This is a genomic window from Achromobacter sp. ES-001 (assembly GCF_019448355.1).
GTDB lineage: Bacteria > Pseudomonadota > Gammaproteobacteria > Burkholderiales > Burkholderiaceae_B > Achromobacter > Achromobacter spanius_B.
Window position 1 is genome coordinate 4,789,580 of sequence record NZ_CP079940.1, and the last position, 20,054, is coordinate 4,809,633.

Annotated in this window: 17 protein-coding genes; 5 read left to right on the forward strand and 12 right to left on the reverse strand. The window is 59.6% G+C overall.

Annotated features, from left to right (window positions below; genetic code table 11):
• Positions 1–13 precede the first annotated feature (13 nt).
• The 3 genes from KYT87_RS21730 to moaA are packed head-to-tail and all read left to right on the forward strand — an operon-like array spanning position 14 to position 3,958.
• On the forward strand, positions 14–2,497 hold the full coding sequence (locus KYT87_RS21730; protein WP_088590544.1) for an arsenate reductase (azurin) large subunit: 2,484 nt from the start codon (positions 14–16) through the stop codon (positions 2,495–2,497).
• 28 nt (positions 2,498–2,525) lie between these two features.
• Entirely contained in the window at positions 2,526–2,855 is a 330-nt protein-coding gene (locus tag KYT87_RS21735; RefSeq protein ID WP_219990829.1) for a c-type cytochrome, read from the forward strand.
• Between the two features lie 8 nt (positions 2,856–2,863).
• Positions 2,864–3,958 carry a GTP 3',8-cyclase MoaA gene (gene moaA, locus KYT87_RS21740; protein ID WP_088590543.1) on the forward strand — a complete coding sequence of 365 codons (1,095 nt, stop codon included), beginning with the start codon at positions 2,864–2,866 and terminating at the stop codon, positions 3,956–3,958.
• Here moaA and KYT87_RS21745 read toward each other — a convergent pair.
• Together KYT87_RS21745 and KYT87_RS21750 are read right to left on the reverse strand one after the other, a co-directional pair.
• On the reverse strand, positions 3,955–4,434 hold the full coding sequence (locus tag KYT87_RS21745) for a helix-turn-helix transcriptional regulator (RefSeq protein ID WP_223283384.1): 480 nt from the start codon (positions 4,432–4,434) through the stop codon (positions 3,955–3,957). The genes moaA and KYT87_RS21745 overlap by 4 nt on opposite strands.
• Positions 4,435–4,624: 190 nt before the next feature.
• Positions 4,625–6,886, reverse strand: coding sequence for a PhoX family phosphatase (locus KYT87_RS21750; RefSeq protein WP_102774131.1), 2,262 nt, complete (start codon positions 6,884–6,886; stop codon positions 4,625–4,627).
• Between the two features lie 1,089 nt (positions 6,887–7,975).
• On the opposite strand from KYT87_RS21750, the gene KYT87_RS21755 reads away from it, so the two are divergent.
• Positions 7,976–8,650, forward strand: coding sequence for a bifunctional 2-polyprenyl-6-hydroxyphenol methylase/3-demethylubiquinol 3-O-methyltransferase UbiG (locus KYT87_RS21755; RefSeq protein WP_238874830.1), 675 nt, complete (start codon positions 7,976–7,978; stop codon positions 8,648–8,650).
• Positions 8,651–8,685: 35 nt separating this feature from the next.
• Here KYT87_RS21755 and KYT87_RS21760 read toward each other — a convergent pair whose 3' ends face one another.
• Genes KYT87_RS21760 through KYT87_RS21775 form a run of 4 tightly spaced genes read right to left on the reverse strand, consistent with a single transcriptional unit; the run spans position 8,686 to position 12,236 of the window.
• Positions 8,686–9,879, reverse strand: coding sequence for a tyrosine-type recombinase/integrase (locus KYT87_RS21760; protein WP_238874828.1), 1,194 nt, complete (start codon positions 9,877–9,879; stop codon positions 8,686–8,688).
• Entirely contained in the window at positions 9,876–10,610 is a 735-nt protein-coding gene (locus KYT87_RS21765) for a hypothetical protein (RefSeq protein WP_175154770.1), read from the reverse strand. Before KYT87_RS21765 ends, KYT87_RS21760 begins: the two co-directional genes overlap by 4 nt.
• Before the next feature lie 4 nt (positions 10,611–10,614).
• A complete protein-coding gene (locus tag KYT87_RS21770; protein WP_219990830.1) occupies positions 10,615–11,217 on the reverse strand; it encodes a hypothetical protein in 603 nt (200 codons plus the stop codon).
• A 2-nt stretch (positions 11,218–11,219) separates the two neighbouring features.
• The gene (locus tag KYT87_RS21775) at positions 11,220–12,236 is read right to left on the reverse strand and encodes a ParM/StbA family protein (RefSeq protein ID WP_175154772.1); all 1,017 of its coding nucleotides are present in this window, start codon (positions 12,234–12,236) and stop codon (positions 11,220–11,222) included.
• A 286-nt stretch (positions 12,237–12,522) separates the two neighbouring features.
• Between KYT87_RS21775 and KYT87_RS21780 the strand changes: the two genes are divergently transcribed.
• The gene (locus KYT87_RS21780) at positions 12,523–13,308 is read left to right on the forward strand and encodes a DUF4942 domain-containing protein (RefSeq protein ID WP_219990831.1); all 786 of its coding nucleotides are present in this window, start codon (positions 12,523–12,525) and stop codon (positions 13,306–13,308) included.
• 87 nt (positions 13,309–13,395) lie between these two features.
• Here KYT87_RS21780 and KYT87_RS21785 read toward each other — a convergent pair whose 3' ends face one another.
• The 6 genes from KYT87_RS21785 to traW form a co-directional block, all read right to left on the reverse strand.
• On the reverse strand, positions 13,396–13,980 hold the full coding sequence (locus KYT87_RS21785) for a hypothetical protein (protein ID WP_063589222.1): 585 nt from the start codon (positions 13,978–13,980) through the stop codon (positions 13,396–13,398).
• Positions 13,981–14,065: 85 nt separating this feature from the next.
• Positions 14,066–15,808, reverse strand: coding sequence for a conjugal transfer protein TraN (gene traN, locus KYT87_RS21790; protein WP_175155040.1), 1,743 nt, complete (start codon positions 15,806–15,808; stop codon positions 14,066–14,068).
• A gap of 7 nt (positions 15,809–15,815) precedes the next feature.
• The gene (locus KYT87_RS21795; protein ID WP_219990832.1) at positions 15,816–16,949 is read right to left on the reverse strand and encodes a hypothetical protein; all 1,134 of its coding nucleotides are present in this window, start codon (positions 16,947–16,949) and stop codon (positions 15,816–15,818) included.
• Between the two features lie 418 nt (positions 16,950–17,367).
• On the reverse strand, positions 17,368–18,120 hold the full coding sequence (trbC, locus tag KYT87_RS21800) for a type-F conjugative transfer system pilin assembly protein TrbC (protein ID WP_082886934.1): 753 nt from the start codon (positions 18,118–18,120) through the stop codon (positions 17,368–17,370).
• A 152-nt stretch (positions 18,121–18,272) separates the two neighbouring features.
• Positions 18,273–19,259: a TraU family protein gene (locus tag KYT87_RS21805; RefSeq protein WP_238874824.1), complete on the reverse strand. Its 987-nt coding sequence runs from the start codon at positions 19,257–19,259 to the stop codon at positions 18,273–18,275.
• A gap of 62 nt (positions 19,260–19,321) precedes the next feature.
• Positions 19,322–20,023, reverse strand: a complete 702-nt coding sequence (traW, locus tag KYT87_RS21810) for a type-F conjugative transfer system protein TraW (RefSeq protein ID WP_238874823.1) — start codon at positions 20,021–20,023, stop codon at positions 19,322–19,324.
• Between the last annotated feature and the right edge of the window lie 31 nt (positions 20,024–20,054).

Consider the following 20,054-nt stretch of genomic DNA (forward strand, 5'->3'; position numbering starts at 1 on the left):
TCGGGAGACGCTCATGTCCGCACCCAAAGACCGCATCACCTTGCCGCCGAAGGATGCCGCGCGCACGAATATGACGTGCCACTTCTGTATCGTCGGCTGTGGGTACCACGTTTACAAATGGCCCGAGCAAAGCGAGGGAGGCCGGGCGCCCGAGGAGAATGCGCTGGGCCAGGACTTTCGTCAGCAGCTACCGCCTTTCGCGTTGACGCTTACCCCGGCGATGACCAACGTCATCACGCAGCGGGATGGCTCGCGTCACAACATCATGATCGTTCCGGACAAGGAATGCGTGGTCAACAGCGGCTTGAGTTCGACCCGTGGCGGCCGGATGGCCAGCTATATGTACACGCCCGATGGCGATGGCAAGGCGCGCCTGAAACAGCCGCGCATGTATGCCGCCGACCAATGGGTGGACGTTCCGTGGGACAACGCCCTGGCGCTGTACGCCGGGCTGTTGAAGAAGGTGCTGGATACCGATGGCCCGGAAGGCATTGTGTTCTCGTGTTTTGACCACGGCGGGGCGGGCGGAGGGTTCGAGAACACCTGGGGCACGGGCAAGCTGATGTTCACCGCGCTACAGACGCCGATGGTGCGTATCCACAATCGCCCGGCGTACAACTCGGAATGCCACGCCACGCGCGAGATGGGCGTCGGCGAACTCAACAACGCCTACGAAGACGCCGAGCTTGCCGACGTGTTGTGGTCCATTGGCAATAATCCTTACGAGTCCCAGACGAACTATTTCCTGAACCACTGGGTTCCGAATCTGTACGGGCAGACGGTCGACAAGAAAAAGGCGCGCTTCGCGGGTGAAGATCTTCCAACTACCCGCATCGTCTTCGTGGACCCGCGCGACACGCCCTCCATCGCGATCGCCCGACAGATAGCCGGAAAAGATCGAGTGCTGCATCTGGCGATCGAACCCGGCACTGACATCGCGTTGTTCAACGGACTGTTTACCTACGTGGTTGAACAGGGCTGGGTAGACAAGCCGTTCATCAAGGCGCACACGGCGGGATTTGATGAGGCCGTTAAGGCGAATCGCATGCCTCTGGAGGAATGCAGCAAGATCACGGGCGTGCCGGTCGACGACCTGAAGAAGGCGGCGGAGTGGTCGTACAAGCCGAAGAAGACAGGGCAGCTTCCGCGCACGATGCATGCCTACGAAAAAGGCATCATCTGGGGCAACGACAACTACGTCATTCAGTCGGCGTTGCTGGATCTGGTCATCGCCACGCACAACGTGGGGCGCCGTGGCACCGGATGTGTACGCATGGGGGGGCACCAAGAGGGTTATGCCAGGCCCCCCTACCCTGGCGACAAGAAAATCTACATTGACCAGGAACTCATCAAAGGCAAGGGCAGGATGATGACCTGGTGGGGGTCCAACAACTTCCAGACCAGCAATAACGCGCAAGCGCTCCGAGAGGCGGTGTTCAAGCGGTCCGCCATCGTGAAGGAAGCCATGCAGAAAGCGCGCGGCGCTTCAACCGAAGAGATGGTCGACATCATCTATGCGGCCACGCAACGAGGCGGACTGTTTGTTGCAAGCATCAATCTCTATCCAACCAAGCTGGCCGAGGCTGCCCATCTGCTGCTTCCAGCGGCGCACCCGGGCGAAACGAACCTGACGTCCATGAATGGCGAGCGGCGCATTCGCCTGTCGCAAAAGTTCATGGACCCGCCCGGGGAAGCGCAAGCGGACTGCCTGATCGCCGCGCGAATCGCCAACACGCTGAAAGCCATGTACGAGAAGGAAGGCAACAGCAAGATGGCGCAACGTTTCGCCGGATTCGACTGGAAGACGGAAGAGGATGCGTTCAATGATGGGTTTCGTCGGGCGGGCCAGAAGGACGCGCCCAAGATCGACAGCCAGGGTGGAGATACCGGTCACCTGGTGACCTACGAACGGTTGCTCGCCGCCGGCAATAACGGCGTCCAGTTACCCGTTCAGGCCTACGCGGACGGGAAGCTCAAAGGCACCGAAATGCTCTACACGGACGGTAAGTTCGACACCGCCGACGGAAAAGCTCACTTCAAGCCGGCGCAGTGGAAAGGCCTGCCCGAGCCCGTGGCCGCCCAAAAGAAGAAGTACAAGTTCTGGCTGAACAACGGCCGCAACAACGAGATCTGGCAAACGGCCTATCACGACCAGTACAACAGCTTCGCCCAGGACCGCTATCCGATGGCATACATCGAGATCAATCCCGCCGATTGCCAGGAGCTGGGCGTCGAGGCTTCAGACGTGGTCGAGGTCTACAACGATTACGGGTCGACTTACGCAATGGTGTACCCGGTGCCGGAGATCAAGCGCGGCCAGACATTCATGATGTTCGGCTACGTGAACGGCATCCAGGGCGACGTCACGACCGAGTGGACCGACCGCAACATCATTCCCTACTACAAAGGCACCTGGGGGAACATCCGGAAAGTGGGCTCCGTCGAGGAGTTCAGGAACACCATCAGTTTCAAGAGCCGCCGATTCACCCTGGGCTGATTTTTCAATCAAAGGAGCACCGCCCCTTATGCGTATCACCAAGCTGTTCGTGTCGGTCGGGTTGGCATCTGCCAGCCTGACCTGTGTTGCGGCCCCGGACGCCACAATCCAAGCGATCTTGACCAAGAACAATTGCCTGGCGTGCCACGCGGTTGACCGCAAGGTCGTCGGCCCCTCATACAAGGACGTGGGCGCCAAGTTCAAGGACGAACCCGGCGCCGCTGCCCTGCTGCTAGGGAAAATCAAGAATGGCAGTGCGGGCACCTGGGGACCTGTGCCGATGCCGCCGAACCCCAGAATTTCAGCCGAGGACGCGAAAAAGGTCGTCGACTGGATACTTGCCGGCGCGCCAGGCTGACGCAGAACATGATCGAAGCTCCGCTGTTGGATCGCCGCAAATCTCCCTCGCTACGGTCAACATCGACCGCCTCGTCAGGCATGGACGGCCCGCCCGAAGACCGGCACGGTCGGCCTCTGCATGACTTGCGCATTTCGGTCATAGACCAGTGCAATTTTCGTTGCACCTACTGTATGCCCCGAGATCAGTTCGGCGCGGATCATTCATTCCTGCGCCGCGAAGAGCTGCTGACTTTTGATGAGATTGAGAGAGTCGCAAGCGCCTTCATCAGCCTGGGCGTACGTAAGGTCAGGGTCAGCGGGGGTGAACCGCTGCTGCGCAAAGACGTGGAGCATCTTATTGCGCGACTGGCGGCGTTGCGTACGCCGTCCGGCGCGCCGATTGATCTGGCCATGACCACCAACGGGTCTTTATTGGCACGCAAGGCCCAGGGGCTGGCCGCCGCCGGGTTGCGGCGTCTGAACGTCAGCCTTGACGCGCTTTCGCCGTCCATCTTTGCGCGGGTCGCGGACACGACTGCTTCCGTGGATGATGTATTGGCGGGTATAGCCGCAGCCCAGGCTGCGGGCATCCCGCACATCAAGATAAATATGGTGGTGCAACGTGGTGTGAATGACGATCAGATCCTGCCGATGGCCCGGCGCTTTCGCGGAACCGCGCACGCGCTGCGCTTCATCGAATTCATGGATGTCGGTGCGACCAATGGTTGGAATGCCTCGGCCGTGCTGCCATCCGACGAAGTCCTCAAGAGAATACATGCCGTTTTCCCGCTGACGCCCTTGGCGCCAACGGTGCGCGGCGAAGTCGCTCGCCGCTGGGCTTACCAAGACGGGCTAGGAGAAATCGGTTTGATTTCTAGCGTCAGCCACCCATTCTGCGGCGATTGCTCAAGGGCAAGGGTCTCGGCCGACGGCAAGCTCTATACCTGTCTGTTTGCCGAACAAGGCGATGACATACGTTTGCAATTGAGGTCGGAGTCGAATCCACAAATGCTGATCAACGGCTTGGCTGAGCGGTGGCGATCCCGCAACGATCGATACTCAGAGGTTCGAACGTTACAACCACGCCAACAAAAGATCGAGATGAGCTACATCGGCGGCTAGGTAGCCGCCGAGGCGCCAGCCTTTTTCTTGGCGCTACGAAGTGGCTTTTTGTTCGGGATGATGTCGCAGTCGCAGTGGCCCGCCAACGCAGCGATGACGGGCGCGCAAGCCTCGGGATGGCCATGGCAGCAATCGGTCAACATGAACGACATCAACGAGCCCATGACGCCTACGTCGGCACGATATATGATGCTTCGCCCCTGGCGGTCTCCCCAGATCAAGCCCGCGCGGGCAAGCACCGACAGATGCTGCGACACCGTGTTGTGGGGGCCCTCCACCATTTCCGCGATGGCGCCCGCAGGCACCCCTTCCGGCTCGCGCGCCATCAAAAGGCGAAAAATCTCGAGCCGCGTTGGCTGAGAAAGGGCGTGGAATGCGCTTAGCGCGTGCTGGAAAGACACTCCGTCCCGAGGTAAATCCGGGTTGAAATGGCTGGCAACCGCTGGTGAAGGCGTGGACGTGCTGGCGATGGGCATGGAAATTCGATAAGTCGGTAGTTCTGTATATCCGGACAGACTATATCGCATAGATGACAGATTAGTGTCAGCAACATTTGACATGCGAAAGCGGCCGCCGCAAAAAAATGGGGCGAATGCCAGCCCCCAGCATCGCCCCGCAAAGTTGTCGACGAATCGACGATGTTGGCCCTACTTATGGTTTTGGGTATCAGGTTCCGATACGGCCGCCGTCATCCTTCGTAATTACGATCGTCGCGGAGCGGGGCCGTTTGCCAGCTCCATACCCAGCATTGCTTGGCCATTGGCTGGTGTACTTGGAAGGATCAGCGAGGTTGGCTTGGTCCGTGTTTTCGCCAGGATGTTGGATGTTGACAAAAATGGCCTTGCCATCGGGTGTTTCGCAGAACCCCGTAATTTCGCATCCAACCGGGCCCACCAGAAAGCGCTTGAGCTGCTCTGCCGCTGGCGGCTTACCGACGTAGGTATCCACCGTAAGCGTGCTGCCGTCTCCCTTGGGATAAGTCAGGGATTTCTTCGCCCCATCACCAACCTGCCCGGGGCGCGCGGCCAACATCATGCAGTTGGTCACGTCGGTGTAGGCGCCGTCATCGGTCTGCAGCCAGCACAGACCCGTTACCGCACTGAACACCAGACCATCCGGGCCTGAAAAGTCCTGGTCATCGGTAAGACTGGACAGGTTTACGGTCGTGACATCGGCGTCGGCTTGCGCGCCGAACAGGTACACATCCCATTCGAAGCGATCGCCATCACCGGCCGCTGCCGATTCCTTGATACGAATGATGTGTCCGTTGGGGTTGCCAGTCTGGCTAGCGCCACCCTTCATATCGGTGTACACGCGAGGATTGGCGGAGTCGGGCTCATACTGCGAGCCGGTGGGATCAACGCGGCGGCTGCTGTTGTTCGTCAACGTGCAATAGAGTTCGCCGTTCGCGGGGTTCACGCCACACCATTCGGGCCGATCCATCTTGGTTGCACCGGCGGCATCGGCCGCCAAGCGGGCATTAACTGCCACATCGGCCTGATCGGAAAAGGGGTAGGTCGCATACCCGCTGACCGCCGAGTTCTGCATCGACAGTTCCAACCACGAGCCGGTTCCATCTTCTGAGAACTGGGCCGCAAAGAGTGTGCCGTTATCAAGATACTTGTCGCCCACAGCGATACGACTGATCGCGTCTGCGTCCGCGTGATCCCAATTGGCCGACGAGACCCACTTGTAGAGGTACTCGCCACGAGCGTCGTCGCCCATATATACGATGATCGGTTGACCCGCGACGGCCGTGCGGAAAGCGGCCGATTCATGGGCAAACCGGCCCAAAGCCGAGCGCTTTTTCGCCTTTCTGCTGCGGTCGTAAGCATCCACCTCGACGACGTAGCCCTGGCCGTTCATCTCGTTGCGGTAGTCGTCGCTACCGTCAGCCGACGCGCCAGACTGGCTGATTATCCAGCGAGCATATCGGTCGTCCGCGCCGGCCGATTCCCAGCCGTGGCGCGACGCAGCGCCTTGATTGCGTCCATAGCGCCGAAGCGAGGTGACAGATTTGTCATTCCCGCGGGCTGCATCGTCCGCAGCGTCTCGCGTGAAATAACCGTACCAGTTTTCCTCGCCAGTCAGAAAGGTGCCCCAAGGGGTCTTTCCCGTGCCGCAGTTGTTGAGGGTGCCGCGCGTCCGCGTCGCATCGGGCGAGTACTTCGTCACCAGCAGCGGGTTACCGCGGGCGGGGCCGGCGATCTCGATTTCGGAAAGCGCCGTGAGTCGGAAATTGAACAACGAATCGGGAACCGTGACCCAGGAATTGCCGGCTTTCTTTACCTCGACAACCGACACTCCATGAATGGCGATCTCCTTGTCAACCTCGGCGGCTGGCCGGGGTAGCGTACTCGTGCCCCCATTTGCATGTAGGAAGAACGAACTGAGCCCTTCGTTCGTCGTGGCCTCATGGTTGACCGCCAGCAGCCCGCGATCCGTCGAGCTTGCCGACGGCCGGTTGTCAGCACCAAGGCCGAACCATTCCATGCCATCGTGGTGGTCACCAGCACGCTTGTCGAAATCGTTGTCCGTGCCATCGTTCTTGTAGGCAAGCACTCCCGCGGCGAGCGGGTCACCCAAGCCATAGAGCACTTGCGCGGTGTATCCGGAGGGAACGCTGACCGCGTCTGCCAATGATTTCGGAACCGCGCCGAAATTGAGCAGTTTTTCCGGGGGCTCCGTGGAAGGTGCTCCTGTGGGCGGCGTGTCCGGGCTATCGACATCGCTGTCGTCGTCTCCGTCGCCATTACAGCCCGCCAGGCCAACCCCGAACAGGGCAGAGCCCACCGTTGCCATGCCTCCCTTCAGAATCCGGCGTCGACTCAAGCGGGTTTGTAGCACCGCGTCGAATGTCGGATTTGGCGATGTGTTCGAGTCCTCGTCATTGAAGTCCACGACGGGCGCATCCATGTTGGTCTTCATATTGTCCATTTATCCGGATTTAACGAAGTAATGAATGTAGGCGGCGCCAATTACTTTTTCATGACGGATCGGACCTTCTTTTCAAGCCGTAGTGGGCTAGGTGATAGAGCCTAACCGCACGAGAAGGAGTGGTTATACGAAGCGGTACTGGACGACAGACCGCTTGGGGTCGAGGCTGTGTAAAAACTCGTGATGGACATGTTTTCGGGGGTAATCAAACCCTTCCCTCAACTCCGATCGTCGATCCTGAGTTGACCTGCGAAGCCAACTTACGACATGACCCGCAGCACGGTGAATTTTCACACAGCCTCGGCCGAAAGCGGCCCGCTGTAAACAATGGTATGTCGAGAGCAATCAACGTTGGGCTGCTGTTTCCGGCATGGATTGCCAATACCGAAACGGACGGACGTGGGGGTACCGACTAGGCGCCTCGCCAGCATCACGCAATAGTTGCGTTCGGAGCATGACGGCGCGTCCCCCTAAATTTGGCACAGAAATCGGACCTCCGAAGGCTAAATCCGGCTGGAGGCTGCAGCAGCACTTGTATATCGAAAAATCTCGATTCCGTAATTCGATAGCGCAAATCCCAAGTCAGATGAGTTTCGACACCTCCCTTGGTGCTGCCGAGTCCGGCGCAAAGCGAGGACAGCGGTACGACTGCGGGAATTTTCTTCGTGGATCAAAGACATAGGCGATCCCCCCCCGCAAGCCGCAGCTACGCCGCCATACCGTACCTACATGAAGGAATGTACGGTACGCGAATTCGAGCGGTACGGCCGTACCTCGCCGCAACGGGGTCCAGCGCGCACGGTGGCGGAAGAAGACCCTCTTCTAGCCGTTCGGCCTGCCTCCAGCGGCTTTGCGCCGCAACGCTTCCGTTTGCGCCATATCCGAGGCGCTACGGACGCAGCAACGGACGCTCCAAGCGGGAATGAGGACGACCTTACAAAATAAGGTGGCGTCCAAAAGGTTTATTTACACCCATCCACAAATGAGTTCGTGCTAGGGTTTCGTCTTCATGGACACAATGTGAGGACGACAACAGTGACAAAGCGCCTTCCCCATACCAAAAGGAAGCCATATCACCCCGTGGTGATCAATATCCTGAAGGAGCAATCGGCACGGGTCGTGCTTGACGCACCGTGCGGCCATGGCTGGCTGGGCAACGAACTACCCCGCGTGGAACCGGCCGCGCTAATCGATGGTCTTGGCCTTTGGGAGTATCCGGACGCTGTGCCTGCCTACAGGTGCGTCCAAGAGCACGATCTGGATGAGCCGCTGCCGACTGCGTTCCAGGGGTATGACGCCGTAGTCTGCGGCGAAGCAATACACCTGCTGAAAAGCCCCGGTACGGCCCTGGCCGGCTTCAGGGCGGCCCTGCGACCCGGCGGTACCCTTGTCGTCACCACGCCCAACACTTGGCACGCCCGATCGCGGGGCCAATTTTTTCTGCGAGGGTTCCACTCTGGCTTTAGCCCCATGTACGGAAAAAGGCGCGGCGAATACATCACCTATTTCCCCTTCTCGTTCCCACAACTGCACTTGATCCTGACTCAAAGCGGCTTCCGCAATGTACAACTGCATGACGTGGACGAGCCAAAGCCGAAACGACCGCTCGAACGGCTGCTAGGATGGCCAGGCGAAGTGTATTGCCGACGAAAGGCGGCGGCTGCCGATACCGCGGAGGAGCGCGATTACTGGACTCAGGCCGGCAGCAAGCAATCGCTCTATGGACGCTGGCTGGTTGTCACCGCGCAAAGATGACAACCGTGGCTGGCCAGCAGCGAGCCCAGCCACCCCTAAGAAGTTGAGCGCTCCGGAACCTCGACTGTTCCCGGCTCCAAGCCGCGGGCCATATCGAAGAAATCGAGCTCTGTGTAAATCATTGTGGATCTGATATCACGCTGGCGGAGCAGCTTCTGTACAAATCTCACGTCTCGGCCCGCCAGCAGTTGCGTCTTACCGAATGTATGGCGTAGCCAATGGGTGGACGCTCGCCGCAACAACTCGGCGTCGGCAGTGTTTCCTAAACCATCAAGATACTCTGCACACTCGGCGAACTCCTTCTTCACGATGTCCCAGAGCGTCGCTCGACGCCGTACCTCGCCCCACTGAAGCGCACCGCGACGCCCTCGGACCGATGGTCGAACACCATTATCCGACCGGCGCGTTCGCCCCGACAACACGAGCGCTGTCGCCTCGCCAGGTTGCGGTGCGGGCGGCAGTCCGAAGGCTTGCCTATACGCTCCAAGCTGCTCGATGAGAGCATAGGGCACCGGCACTCGGTCGACGTATCCTCCTTTGCCATGACGCACAAGAAGCGACCAGTACGTTTTCATGGTTCGAGGATCGGACATGAGCTCGAAGTCACCCATATTCGCCAGCACGACCTCCGAGGCACGCAAGCCGACCCCTTCGATAAGCTGGATCAAAAATCGGTTTCTGGCATAAGTTAGTCGTGCCACGAGGGTTACATAATCCCGCTTATCCATGAGCCCGATGACTGTGTCTATTAGGTCAGGCGGAACCGCGTGGCGTGTCGGGGCTGCACGCTGTGCACCGCCGCCCAATCCAGCCATCGGATTCTGCTTCACATGACCAGTCTGGAACCAGAACACGAAGAGCGCATGCAACACCTTCTGCGCATGCGACACCGACGTCGGCCCTAAAGGCTTTCGAAAGGGCGTCCATGCACTGTCGTGCTGAGGCAAGCGGCGACGGCAGATGTGCTGGGATGCACGAGTCCGAAGGAAATCGAGGTATGCCAGCACATCCTGAAGCGTCCAACGGCTCGGCTCAACCACCCTGAACTTCTCGCAGTACCATTTCAGCCGATCCATCTCGGAACGATAGGAGCTCAACGTACGGGGACTCACTGGCGGGTTGCGCGCTTTCAGAGTCGCGAGCCAGACCTCAGATGCCGCCCAGTCGTCGGTCACCAGACCCAGGACAGAGCGACCATCCGAACCCCCAACAACAATATCTGCGCTCATTCGGCAGCCCTCCCACTGCTGGCCGCACGACGATAGGCTTCAAGCATTTCGCGCTCCTTCACTCTTTTGGCCTGCACTGAATCCAGTGTTTCCTTCAGCAGGCGAGCCTCTCCTCTGGACTGCTCAATTGCGTAGAGCGCGAACAACCTGTTCCCTTCTGAGAATCGCGCGTTCTGGGCCAATGCCGCCCCAAGCTCGCCGTTCCTCATGAGCAGCTGATCGGCAATTTCCCTGACTGCGATCAGCGCTGCCTCGGCTGCGCGTCGCTCCTGGACTGCGATCGCCAACTCTGACCTCAACCGTGCGCAGTCCGTCTCCAGGTGCTGTATACGCGCTCGTTGGTGAGACAGTTGCACCGCGAGCGCGGATATCGCCGGATCTCGTGCATCGCCCGCATCGTGGCGTACAACACGAGCAGCATCAGGCCGCGTATCGGGTTGGCCTTCAGTGGCAACGAGGCCTGAGTATCCACTTGCGATCTCGCTTTCCACCTTCAGCTTGGCTGCGTGTACCGTCGATTGCGAGGGAGAAAACGGGGCACCGAATGCCTTTAGCATTGATCGGTAGGTGCCAGCGCCATGCAGGCGGCCAGTGGCGCTGTAGGCCAATCTTATGAATGCGACCAGGTAGGCTTCATTTCCCTGCACCTGCGCATCGGGCAGTTGCCCGAGGCCCGAGGTAATGGCGCGAACCTGTTCATCTGAAAGCAGCGACTCTCTCCGACCGGACATTTTTCTAGCCAAACATGTTGCCCATTTGCGCCAGCGCCGCACGCTCGGCGTCGGAAAGCACGTCGCCTTCGTTCGGGTCTATGCGCTCGGGCTCGCCAGCGCCTCCTTGTTCCGAGCCCACCGAGTCCTTCGCAGGCACCGCCGCCTCCGGTGCGACGGATACTGGGGGTGCAGCGATGGAGCGAGACTCCGGCACCGCTGGCGTCGGCCTAGCGGGCGGTTGCGTCTCGGCAGCGGAGAAAGAACCTGTCGCCGCCCCCTTCTCCGCCGGTGGGAAAGCGGCACCGACTTCCGTGCCCGACCGAAGCGCCTCGATGTCAAACGCCGGCGTTCCCAGGGCCTGCGGCGGTCGGGGTGCCGGCCGTCGCGTCTCAGCTTGCAGACCGCCAGGCCCGCTTAGGGCAGCCTGCACGGCGGCATCCAGCGTACCTTGTTCGAGATGGTGCAGGAACCATTGATACAACACCCCTCGAATGAGGGGCGTCTCCTGCCGGTAGGGCAACGCCGCCAGGAAGCGCAACATGCCCGGGCATTGCGTTTCCCTCACGATAAGCGGCATGCGCCGCTCAGTCTCGTCCGGATCGTAGATTTTCTGGTGACGCGGCATAGTCAAGCCGCCTTGACAGACGTCCGAGCCGCGCTTTGCTGCTTCAGCTGACCGACAGCAAATCGGCAGAAGCCGTTGGCAACAGCCATGCGAGGCTCCTCCAGCAGGATCGTGTGCGGCCATTTCTCGCTCAGCGTTTCCGCCAGGAATACGGCGCCGCCCCCCGCCAGCAACACCCCGTCCAGCGTGGATACCTCGCGCGACAGGAGCGTATCCGCTTCTGCAAGGATAAGCTGCGCAACAGGACGGACCGCCTCAGCCACATCCTTCGTGACGTCGACCTTCTGTCCGAAGTGTTTCACGGAGCCGGCGATCAACGCGGCATGGCATTCCCGGTCACCAACGCGAATTCCCCGGTCGGCCAGTATTGCCGCCAGCCGCTTGACCGACGATCCCATGCCATCGCAGCTGCCGAAAGCTCCCGCGATATGGCGGCCATTTCGAACGAGCAAAAAGTCCGTCGTGAAATGTCCGATCTCGATGACGGCCCAGGACAGCGGCTGACCGTCGTCGCCCGAGAAGCGCTCCTTCACAGGGACGCCGCTCTGATTGAGGACATGTTGGAAATAGGCGCCGGCGGGCTGGGGGATGACTTTGACGTCGGTGCCAGCGACCGATTTAGTGATCTCGGCCAGCTTGTCCTTCTGATGGTCAAACACGTTGGAGGGGGATCCGATCACGATGTAGGCGTCCTCCAGACCCTTCACGCCTCTGGCCTTCAGCCGGGCCAGGGCGGAGGCTACGAGTGCCTTGTAGCCAGGCTTCTCGATCCAATCGTCGTCCATTCCGATGTTCGTTCCGCGGCCGCCTTGAAGACGGGCAGTCTCGCCAGTGAAGTAGGTCCGTCCTTCGACAGCGACCGTCTCATTCGCGGCTTCGGCGGCCGTAGCCTCGTCGGCGATGTGGAATGCTTCGCACACATCAGACGGGAAGAGGAACCGATCAAACAGGCCGGAGGCGTGAGAAACAACTTTGACGGCGCTGCGGCCGATGTCCAATCCAATGCAAGTACGGTTCATGCGCAAAAATCCCTCAGGTGGCATTGATCAATGGGCAGTACACACTGCACCAATGAGCGAATCCTAGGGATCGAAGCAAGCGGCTACAAGAGCGCGCGCCAAAAAAGCGATTTGAGCGTCGGAATGGATTGCACAATCCAAAACGATGGCCGCCTCGCGAGGGCAGGCGGCGGCTCGCGTCGGTACCAATGACTTTGCGAATTGCGTCCTCCACCGCCTCATGATTACCACCCTTTCTCCACTTGGAAGCCGTCGCATTGCGACAAAACCTACTTTGGAGAGAGTTATGGACTTGGTGAAAAGCGTCAGCATTGGCAATCTATTGAACCAGCGAGAGGCAGTTCTGCAACGTCTGCGCTCAGCTCGCGATCTGATCGAAGAGGCACGCAAGATCGCGAGCGCTGCGCATCTTGGCTGCGTCGAGGACATGTTCTCGCCAGGCCGCTATGGTTTCGCGGGCAATTTCCTGACGGGTGACTTCGGGAATGTTGAACGATGGATCGATAAAGCAGGGTGGGAGTACCTGATGGCGGAAAGCGGAATCCGCACTTTTATGGACTCCGCAACCCGCCAGCGGTGGGCCGAGGCGATGAACAAAGAGGAGATCCCTCCTCTGACCGTGGATGTCATCGCCTCCACCTTCGGGCAGCTGTACGACAATCGGCAACAGATGTTCGAGAATGGCGTGGTCGAGATATTCCGGCGGCTGAGCTGGAACTACAAGACCAACGAGCCATTCAAGTTTGGGCGACGAATCGTCTTAAGCTACATCCTTCAGTCTGATCGGTGGGGTGGCGCATCTCCTCGGAACTGCGATCAACTCGATGACCTGGAACGTGCGCTCTATGTTTTGGACGGCAAGCCAGAGCCCGACCACCGGCAGTCGATCGGCACTATCGTTCGAAGCAAGATCTACGGAAAGGAATGGAGTGCGGAAACCGACTACTTCGCACTTCGCTGGTACAAGAAGGGATCGGCTCATGTCACTTTCAAGCGACCGGACTTGATTGGCAAGCTGAATTCAATTCTTGCGGCGCGCTATCCGAACGCCTTGGCGTCCGACACGCGCTGACACACCAACCCACGGCTTCGCCGTGGGTTTTTTTTGGCAAAAAAAAACCCGAACCGTGTGGTTCGGGCGTTTTATGCTTGCCTCCGGCTATCCCGCGCCGTTAGCCGCGGCCGAGCGCTTTCGTTCCTTCAGCGTGCTGCACGATGGCCGCAGGTCACTGCCACGGTGCAAGTCGGGGTCGGCGTTGTACACCTGGTACGGCGCCTGGCCAAACACTCCCGCCGGCATTTTTGCCACTACAACCTGGTCGCCGACATCGATGCAGTTAATGCGCAGCATCATTTCCAAATACTCTCCCGGGACCGGTACCTCAGCAACCGTCTTGCCAGCATCGGCCACCACAATCACGGGCGGCGCTCCACGTGTGGTTGCGGTGATCAGGTCGGCAATGATGCCTACTGCCCCCAGGGCCAGCGAACCCTGGCCCACTGACATTCCAGCATAGGCGGTCGCAGCTGCTCCAATACCGGCGTCACCGACCACGTCACCCGCAGCTCTCGCAAGGCTGGTGACAGTGCCATCCTTCTCGGTCACGCGAATGTCGACCATGGTTCCCTTGGCAACCACAGGCGCCCCGGCGACATACTCCTTGCCGTCCTTCACCTGCACGCTGGTGTTGGCGCATCCGACGAGTGTCAACCCCAGGAAAAACGAGAAAATAAACCGCTTCATAGCTCCTCCGAAAGTATGTCAAATCGTATCAAACTTTTCAGTACAGCAACCTATTGACATACGGTCGTTTACATTTGATGGTGGCTTAGGGAGCAACACCCAGGGCCTTCTTGCAGTCACCGTCTGGCATTCGGGTCCAATCTCCGCCGACCGCCTCCAGCGCTTTACGGCAACCGGCGGCGACCGCGTCTTCCGTCCACGTCCCGGACTTCGCCTTGTTCAGGTCGAACTGGGCGTATTGCGTTTCCACAGCGGCCATGACGTCCACCAAGAACTCGGACAGGTCGATCTGAGAAAAGTCGATTTTCTCCAGCTCGGCCGGCGTGAACCCATCGCAGGTCGGATCCTTCTCGTCGCCCCAGCCTTTTCCAAGCTGCGCCCGACCCTGTTCATTGATGATCCGAGCAAGTTTGGAGTTGTAGCAGCAATAAGACTGCTTGCGCGTCGCGCAGGCGCCCAGCACCTTTTTGGAGCACCAAGAACCAATTCGGTCAGTACAAAGCCCCGCGTCGCGTTTCAACGCCAGTTCCATTTCCTTCTGATCGCAGCTCATGACTTCCATGACGAACTGCATGGCGATGGCGAATGCAAGCGCATAGGGGTTGAAATACAACGCCGGGAAACCCGTGCCGGCGCCGCCGGCGAGCAGATAGCCCTGAGTGCCCAAGAATGCTCCTGTACCTCCGATGGACACCCCGTACATCCCAAAGCTGGGGCCACTGCCGAGCCAGTTGGCAATGCCCTCAGATGCGGCCTGGCTCGTATTGGTGACCATCGAGCCCATGCCGCTTGAGAGCCAGCCTACCGCGTCCGATGAGCCATACAACATGTCGAAAACATACTTCGAGCCCGATCGAAGCGCAGCGCCACCGGCGGCGGAGAACAATTCAGTGGCGAAAGCGTTGTTCGACTTTGCGCCGCCCTTCTTCGTACAACAATTCTTGAGACCGAACCCTCGCGCTGAGCGACACGACTCGCCCACGCCGCCGAAGATATCAAGGCCGTCGGGGTTATACACACCAATTTGGCGAGCGATTTCCATGTCAGCTACGACTTGAGCGAAATCGCCGTCCGGCTCCCACCCCGACTCGAAGCAGATGCCGCCAATGCAGATCGTGTTATCGCCACAGTATTCATACTCGCGCTGCTGCCCCCGCTTGACCAAGCACCGATACTCCATCTCGTACTCCACGCATCCGATGCCGGGTAAGTCCGTGACGCACTGCCGCGTGTATGCTGTGCATTCAGACCTGTCGCGCAATGGTTGGCACGTATCGGCAATGTTGTCGGTAATGCACGTGTAGTCCCGCTGCCATTTCCAGCATCCACCGACCTCGGCCAACGTCACCTCATAGCTGTTGATCACCTTGCTGGGTGAAGTGTCCACGCACACTCGTCGGTTGAGCTCGCAGCTCTTCACGCCAGTCTGGCCCGCTTCTTTGCTTGGATCGACACAAGCGTCGATCCAACCGTCGGGGCTGCATACCGATACGCCGTCCTTGGTCATGTAGCTGACGCACTGCCGCTCAGGAATGGTGTTACCTGGGCAAGAAGAAATCGGAGGGCTGGCGACCGCCGACGCAGCCATGGCAGTCGCCTTCGCCCGCGAGGCCATCGGATAACACGCCTCCACCATTCCATCGGCGGCACAAACCGTCTGACCCAGCTCGTTGGTCGTCGTTGCTTGACACCGCGACTCCCAGACTTCACCGACCTCGCATCTCAATGGGACCGTCGGGTGATCGAAGGGATGTTTGGCGGCCGTCGGGGCAGCCGGCAACAGCACCATGCATGCCGCGGCAATCCATACGGTCGAAATCAGACGCATAGAAGCCTCACTTCACCGCTGCGGCAAGGGCCGAGCAATTATTGTTCCACTGGACCGACACTCGGCGCTCAGGCACGCAAAAGTTGTACTGAGAGTAATCATGGATGTCGGGGTACCCCGCGCCGCCCCTGATGTGATAGTTGTTGAAGCGGAATGTGCACTGGTCAATGACCTGTGAATACACGACAAACCACTCGCCGCAATTGCCGTTCGCACCGCACCGATACCCCTGAGTCATCGCAGTCTGAGCGCCGTAGATCGAGATCCGCTCCGTCTTCGTTCCGAAATCGGTGACTTCGCACGGATAGTCCATACCGGCATCTCCTCCGCTGTTACACGTCTCCCAGCGCGTCCCAATTGGGACGTGGTACCCGGTCACTTCGGCCCATCCTTGCTTCGGGTTAACGGTGATCGTCCAGTCCGGCGCCTTCGAATTTGCGACCACCCGGACGTACTCTGCATCCGGCAGGACCTGGTCGTAATAGATCTGGACCGTCGGCTCCTCGGTGCATGACTTCTCGGCGATCACGTTGGCCTCGGTGCAGTTCTCTGTCGCGTACTCATCAGGCTCCGTCACCACGCGGGTTTCGCAACCCTTCCCGGTCGAGTCGTCCGAGATGGGAGGCGGCCCGAAGTTGCACACCGGATCCAATGGATCATTGCAGGGCTCGACAGTTACGCGTCCGCGATACTCGCCGGCGAGAAAGTTGATTCCCTCGCACTCTTGGTCAAAGACCTTCACCTGATCGGATACTGCTTTCTGTCGTTGCTCAGCGCTCATTCGGTCCCACTGGCCCGGAGCAAGATATGCCTTGGCACTCTCTACCGGATCGAACCCTTCCCGGTCGCATGTTCCCCCCGAATACGTCTTGCTCTGGGTGATGCGCCCGACGCCAATATTCATCATGTCGCCATATCCCCCCTGGTAGTCGCTCTGCTGCTTGACGTCCTTCTTCGTGAATGGCAGCTGCGAAGCGGTCTCCTCGCTAATCGACGACGTTCCCTCTTGTTGCCGCTGCGCTTTTCCGAACGCAACGCCTGCATCGTGAGCGGCTTGTCCAACCTGAGCATGCGCACCGCAACTGGCTGCGACCAAGCACACACCCAGCACAACTTTTCGCATAACGGCCTTTGCTTCCATCACTTCCCCCCGATCGACGAACTCATGAACGGGCCGCTCTCCATACCCCTGGGTCCATCGAGGGGAGGCTCGCCGTCAGCGCAGATGTTCAGTTGAATACTCGGCAATTGCACATCGACGAGAGTCCCGGCCAAGGTCGGGACGCCACCTTGCCGAATATCTACCTGGAGCCGTGCGCACCCCTCCTGCGCCAAAGGACGGACTACCCGAACTTGCACATTGACGGGCTGCGTTGAACGTGTCGCCGCCTTGATGGCAGCAGCGTGCGGGCCGCCGAGTTCGCCAAGTACCTCACCGCTTGGCGCCTTCAAGGCGGAAAGCAACAGTTCGGTATCGAGGCCCGGCAATACCTGCTGACTCAACACGGGCGCGTGTACAGCGACGAACGCGGACAACACGAAGGCTCGCGCACAAGTCTTCATCGCTGACCTCCCGGCACGGCCGCGGCTTCACGCTGCTTCAGGATCGCGGAGCGCCACGTCCTGGCCGCGTCCGCCACTGCCGGTGATGAGCTACGCCGTTGCATGACGTCGAGCGCTGCGACGATGGACAGATCGCCTTCCACCTTGCCGTACAGGCTCCGAGGTGAGCAGGAGGACGAAGCACCCTCCGGGCAACCCTCCTCCAGAGCGGAGCCTGCCCCAGTGAGCACGACAGTCGGCACGGCAGTCACACTAAACATGGAGAACAGATTGGGATTAATCTCCCATGTGGCACCCGCGCGATTCACGCTGGCCGCCGCCGTCTGCGTCGCGGAGAGTCGGCTTTCCTTCATGCCTCGCAGCACGAGTGTCGCTCCAGCTTCCTTTGCCTGGGCGGCCAGATTCTCCAAAACGCTTTCGGGCATCGAGAACGACACAAAGACAATGAGGGCATTCTCGGGTACAGCACCATGGCCGCCTCCACCTTGTGCCATCCCCATCGCCCTGCCTTGGGCCCGTTCGAAATCTGCGATAGCTTTGTCGAGGCCCTGCACTCGCGCCCGCGCCTCCTCGACATCGGATCGATAACGCTGACGTTCCGCTGCTGACGCAGGAGCATCGAAATTCTTCAAAGATGGCGCGATCTTGGTCCCTTCCTGTCGCAGTGCTTCTTGCGTAGCGCGACGGAAGCTTTCCGTTGTGGCATTCATATCCGCCGCACCCGGCATTTGAAGTTGAATCGCCGGCATGTCCTCTGGCACCGAGCCCAGAACCTGCGCTCCTGCGCCCACGTGCAGCAATAAGGCTATAGCCAGGCCGGCGCTCGGCGCGAATTTGTGTCCAATCACTTTTTCACTCGCTCAAGAGAAATCGAATAGGTATGACGGATCAGCCCTGCGCATCACGGCCAGGCGCCCGAGCAGCAGTCCCGTTTCCGAAAAATTCCATAACCGAAATCGCGATACTTCCCGCTCGGCACTTCGACCCCCTCCTCGGCGAGGAGCGTGGATCTCCCGATGGGGCCGCAGCAAGTGCCATCGATCTTTTTCGTTTGCGGCACAGGCCATAGTCTCTGGAACTTGTATTGGCGCTTATCCATGATTGGCTGCCAGTACCCGGCCTGCGAGCAGGAAGCGTCCTCGCCATAGTGCGCGGCCATGGATTTGAACTCGTGCTGCCACGCCAGCATCCTGGTGCTCAGCAGCCGCGACGTCGCGTCGTTGCTGACGTGCGGATACACCCAGCCGGTATAGGGATATATGCTGCCCCATGCGCCCGCAGTCCAAAAAAGCTCCGGTCTCGGAAAGTCCACCAGCGCGGCGACCGCATCAACTGTGCCAGCGGCTATACCCGCCATATTCGCTACAGCGAAGGAAATCGGATTCATCGTGGTCGAAAGCTCCCAGTCGTCATAGGCTGGGTCCACTTCAGCCGGCCACGCCGGGCTGATGCTTCCTTTGGTGAGGCACCCCGCGTCCAGTAGGACATCGAGGACGTACATCAGCGGGTTCGTGTAGCCATGCACCCAACGGAACGTCGAGCGCGACAACGGGCCGATTCCCGCGGTTTCCTTGTGGCTGGTCATACCAACTTTGTTGTCGTTGATGCCCGCGTTCAGTCTTACTCCTCCGAGCAGAGGAAAACACCAAGGAACGGTCGTGACGTCGGTCATGTAGACCATCTCCCAGAACGACGTGGGCACTCCCACCTGAGGCGGACTCTTGCAGAAGCAGAACGCGTTGTTGAAGCCCGTGTCGAAGTCCTCACCGCCGCGCTTAAGAAGGTCCTGCCCAAAGAGCCGAATCGGATACACGCATGACCAGCAGTAGGCGGTAATCGGATTTGGAAACTCCCCTTCGCAGGTCAGAGAGTCCGCGTTGGCGGACAAGGCGCTACAAGCGAGGGCTGCCGCGAAAACGGCACGCCTGGCCGCCCTTCGGAATTGGCTACTCATTTGCCCACCTCATCGGCCTCGGCAGGCGGCATTCCAATTTCGCGAATCTCCAGCACCTTTCCTTGCTGCGACACCAACGCGGGAACGCGGTCGATTCCAAACCGCGTCGTGACAGCGCCGCCCAGATCGAAATAGACGCGAGTGCCCCACTTGCGCATGAGCTCCATGTACGATCCCCCCACAAGAATCACCTTGTCAGCCGGCGCGGCCTCGCGGTGTATACGCGCTAGCTCCACTTGCCGGTCGTCACGTGCGTCTATAAAGAGAAGCCGCTTGGACCACGTCGCGAAGTCCAGCGGATTGACCGAGACCCCTGCCGGAACCATGATGGCCCCGTTTTCGTCGTAGACAGTTTCGGAGAATGTTTTCGTCGGATCGAACGTGCGCACTCGATCCTCGGCCGCCGTGGAGATACCCGGGATGGGAGCCGGATTCTCGATGCTGTCTATGTACTCGTCCCGGTACTGCTCTTGACGCCGTTTCAACTCACCAGTCCGCTCCATTTCGCGGAGCTTGTCCTTCATCTGCTCGACCCCGTCTTGCTCCTCGATCTCCCATGATCTGCCATAGTTCCCAAGGTCGTCGGCAAATGCACTGGAAGCGATCGATAGAGTGAGAAGAGCCGCAATTGCGTAGAGCGCCGTTGAGCGCCATCGCGGCATACCGATTGCGCATAGTGCTGCGCTTTTGTCATCCATAACGGTCAGCTGCCTGTTAAAGGTTTTGGCG